3 protein-coding genes are annotated in these 3995 nt (G+C 71.1%); all 3 read right to left on the bottom strand.

Translation table 11 applies throughout. The annotated features are described in order from the left end of the window. Positions 1 to 92: 92 nt before the first annotated feature. The 3 genes from AQJ46_RS51135 to sucC all read right to left on the bottom strand — a co-directional run bounded on the left by AQJ46_RS51135 (position 93) and on the right by sucC (position 3801). Entirely contained in the window at positions 93 to 1649 is a 1557-nt protein-coding gene (locus tag AQJ46_RS51135; protein ID WP_059212209.1) for an aldehyde dehydrogenase family protein, read from the bottom strand. Positions 1650 to 1744: 95 nt separating this feature from the next. Then, complete coding sequence (gene sucD, locus AQJ46_RS51130) at positions 1745 to 2659, bottom strand: succinate--CoA ligase subunit alpha (RefSeq protein WP_059212208.1); 915 nt, start codon at positions 2657 to 2659, stop codon at positions 1745 to 1747. Then, entirely contained in the window at positions 2644 to 3801 is a 1158-nt protein-coding gene (gene sucC / locus AQJ46_RS51125) for an ADP-forming succinate--CoA ligase subunit beta (RefSeq protein WP_059212207.1), read from the bottom strand. The genes sucD and sucC overlap by 16 nt, the downstream gene beginning before the upstream one ends. Positions 3802 to 3995 lie beyond the last annotated feature (194 nt).

Genomic DNA, 3995 nt, shown 5'->3' with positions numbered 1-3995 from the left:
AACGTCATGCTCGCCACCCCATCTCTGCGTCGTCGTGTGTTCGCCGTTGGCCGGGCGGCGGCCCCCTTCACGGGCCGCCGCCCGGACTCGCCTCACGGCATCAGCTGGTACTCGGGGAAGTTCCCGGGCAGCCGCTCGCCGGCCGGGCCCCGGGTGACCGCGCGCACCAGCAGCTCGCCGCCGACGAAGGCGCCGCGCCAGGAGGCGCCGAACCCGCCGAACAGCTCGTCCCGGTCACCGCGGGAACGCGGCTTTCCGTGACCGACCTTGAACGCCCGGATCTGCGGGGCGAGCCGGTCGAAGGTGGCCCGGTCGTCGGTGGAGAGGGTGGCGACCAGGGCGCCGTTGGAGGCGTTCATCGCGGCGAGCAGTTCCGCCTCGGTGTCGACCAGGACGATGGTGTCGACCGGGCCGAAGGGCTCCGCGTGGTGCAGGGGCGAGGAAGGGGGCGGGTTGAGAAGGGTGACGGGCTGGACGTACGCGGAGGTGTCCTGGCCGGACAGGAAGCGGGCGTCCGCCTCGCTGCCGCGGTGGACCGGGACGGCTCCGCGGTCGATGGCCTCGGCGACCTGGTCGCGCAGTTCCTTCGCCTTGGCCGCGTTGATCACCGGCCCGAAGTCCAGTGCCGGGTAGGGGTCGTCCGGCTGCTCGACTGCGAGCGGGTGCCCCAGGCGCAGGGTGCGGACCGCGGGAAGGTAGGCCGCCAGGAACTCGTCGAACAGCTCGCGCTGGACGACGAACCGCGGGTAGGCGGTGCAGCGCTGTTTGCCGTAGTCGAAGAGCTTGGGGATGACGGCGGTCAGCGCGTCCCAGTCGGTGTGGTTCCAGACGCCCCAGGTGTTGAGTCCCTCCTGTTCGAGTACATGACGCTTGCCGAGGTCGGCGACGGCCGTGGCGACGGCGGCTCCGGTGTCGCGGCCGCCGACGAACGAGACACAGCCGATCTCGGGCGCCCGCACCAGCGCCTCCGACAGCTCTCCCCCGCTGCCGCTGACCAGGGTGACGGGGATGCCCTCGCGGGCGGCCAGCGCACAGGCCAGGGTGAGACAGGCGACACCGCCGTCGGTCGGGGTCTTGGCGATGACCGCGTTGCCCGCCAGGGCCTGTACCAGCATGGCGTGGACGAGCACGCTCATCGGGTAGTTCCAGCTCGCGATGTTGGACACCGGGCCGTCCAGCGGAGCCCGGCCCTCGACCATCGGTTCGATGCCGTCGACGTACCAGCGCACGCCGTCGATGGCCCGGTCGACGTCCGCCTGCGCGAGCCGCCAGGGCTTGCCGATCTCCCAGACCAGCAGGAGTGCGAGGAGTTCGCGGTGCTGGGTGAGGGCGTCGAGGGTGGCCGCGACGCGGGCCCGGCGCTCTTCGAGCCGTATGTGCCGCCAGGCGCGGTGCTGGTCGAGGGAGGCGCGGACGGCCTGGTGGGCGGCTTCCCGGTCCAGGCGCGGCGGGCCGGCGATCGGGCTGCCGTCGACGGGGCTGGTGGCGGGCAGGGCCCGGCCGTCGGCCCGCCAGGCGGAGGCCCAGAGGTTGAGGACGCGGTCGTCCCGGAAGGCCTCAGGAGCGACGGCGAGGCAGCGCTGCCAGGCGTCGTTCCAGGAGGTACCGGACTTCACCACGAGGTGGGTGGAGTTGAGGGTGGTTGTCATGCGATGTCTCCGCTCTCGGTGCACAGTCGGGGGCGGGGTATGGGGGTACGCGTCGGGGCCGGAGGGAACTCCGTCCGCCGCTGTGTGGTTCCGGGTCAGGCCTGAGGGGCGTCGCGGGCCGTGTCCTCGCGGACCGTGTCCAGCTGGGCGAGCACCAGGCGGGCCGTCTCGGTGGGGGTGTTCCCGACCTTGACGCCGACCGCCTCCAGCGCCGCCTTCTTCGCCTGCGCGGTGCCCGCCGACCCGGACACGATGGCGCCCGCGTGGCCCATGGTCCGGCCCTCGGGCGCGGTGAATCCGGCGATGTAGCCGACGACGGGCTTGGTGACGTGCTCACGGATGTACGCGGCCGCCCGCTCCTCGGCGTCCCCGCCGATCTCCCCGATGAGGACGATCAGTTCGGTGTCGGGGTCGTCCTGGAAGGCCGCGAGGCAGTCGATGTGGGTGGTGCCGACGACGGGGTCTCCGCCGATGCCGACACAGGTGGAGAAGCCGACGTCACGCAGCTCGTACATGAGTTGGTAGGTGAGGGTGCCCGACTTGGACACCAGACCGACCCGGCCGGAGCGGGTGATGTCCGCGGGGATGATGCCCGCGTTGGACTGGCCGGGGGTGATCAGGCCGGGGCAGTTGGGGCCGACGAGCCGTGTCCCCTTCTTCTTCGCGTACGACGTGAAGGCGACCGAGTCGTGGACGGGGATGCCTTCCGTGATGACGACGGCCAGTCCGATGCTCGCGTCGACCGCCTCGGCAACTGCCGCTTTCGCGAAGGCGGGTGGCACGAAGACGACGGTGACGTCGGCGCCGGTCGCCCGCATGCCGTCGGCGACCGAGCCGAAGACGGGGACGACACGGTCGTCGAAGTCGACCGTCTGCCCGGCCTTGCGCGGATTGACGCCGCCGACCACGTGGGTGCCCGCCGCGAGCATGCGCCGGGTGTGCTTCATGCCCTCGCCGCCGGTCATGCCCTGGACGAGGACCCTGGACTCCTTGGTCAGGAAGATCGCCATGTCCCGCTCCTTCCACTGGCGCCGGCGAGTTCGGCGGCACGGCGGGCGGCGCCGTCCATGGTGGTGGCCTGCTGGACCAGGGGGTGGGCGTGCTCGTCGAGGACGGCCCGGCCGCGGGCGGCGTTGTTGCCGTCGAGGCGCACGACGAGCGGCTTGGTGAGCCGGACCTCGTCCAGGGCCCGGACGATGCCGTCGGCCACCGCGTCGCAGGCGGTGATGCCACCGAAGACGTTGACGAACACGGACTTCACGGCCGGGTCCGACAGGATGACCCCCAGTCCGTCGGCCATGACCTGGGCCGAGGCACCGCCGCCGATGTCGAGGAAGTTGGCGGGACGGGCTCCGCAGCCGGCGACCACGTCGAGGGTCGACATGACCAGGCCGGCGCCGTTGCCGATGACGCCGACCTCGCCGTCGAGCTTGACGTAGTTGAGGCCCTTCGCGGCGGCGGCCGCCTCCAGCGGATCGTCGTACGCGATGCTGTCGGTACTCCAACGGGACTGCCGGAAACGGGCGTTGTCGTCGAGGGTGACCTTGCCGTCGAGGGCGAGGATGTGCCCCTGCCGGGTGCGGACGAGCGGGTTGACCTCGACGAGGACCGCGTCCTGGCGGACCAGTACCTCCCACAGTCGTACGAGAACGTCGACGGCCTGCGGCGGCAGTCCGGCCGCTTCGGCGATCTCGCCCGCCTTCGCCGAGGTGACCCCCTCGGCGAGGTCGATGTGTATACGGGCGACCGCCTCCGGACGGGCCGCGGCGACCTCCTCTATCTCCATGCCGCCCTCCGCCGAGGCGATGGCCAGGAACCGGCCCGCGGCCCGGTCGAGAACGTAGGCGACGTAGAACTCGGTCTCGATGTCGACGGGTTGGGCCAGCATGACCTTGCCGACCGTGTGTCCCTTGATGTCCATGCCGAGGATCCGGCGTGCCGCCCGCTCAGCCTCGGCCGGGTCGGCGGCGAGCCGGACACCGCCCGCCTTGCCCCGGCCTCCGCTCTTGACCTGCGCCTTGACGACGACGCTGCCGCCGAGCCCGCGGGCGATCGCACGGGCCTCGTGGGGCGAGTCGGTGACCTCCGCCCTCGGCACCGGGATTCCGTGTTCCTCGAAGAGGGCCCGGGCCTGATGCTCGTACAGGTCCATGATGAGGCTCCCGTCTGAATGTGATGCACGACTGAAAAGTGCTGCACGCCCCCTGGACATCACCCACCGGATGCGGGATAACAATCTTCATACAGTATTCGTCGACTGTATGCAATGTGCCGAACGGTGGTCAGCCCCGCACATCGCCAGGACGCTCAAGGCAACGGACAAGTGAGGTGGCTTGTGTCGAGGAC

It is taken from the genome of Streptomyces canus, from assembly GCF_001514145.1.
Lineage (GTDB): Bacteria > Actinomycetota > Actinomycetes > Streptomycetales > Streptomycetaceae > Streptomyces > Streptomyces canus.
This window is presented reverse-complemented; position numbering and strand designations above follow the sequence as displayed.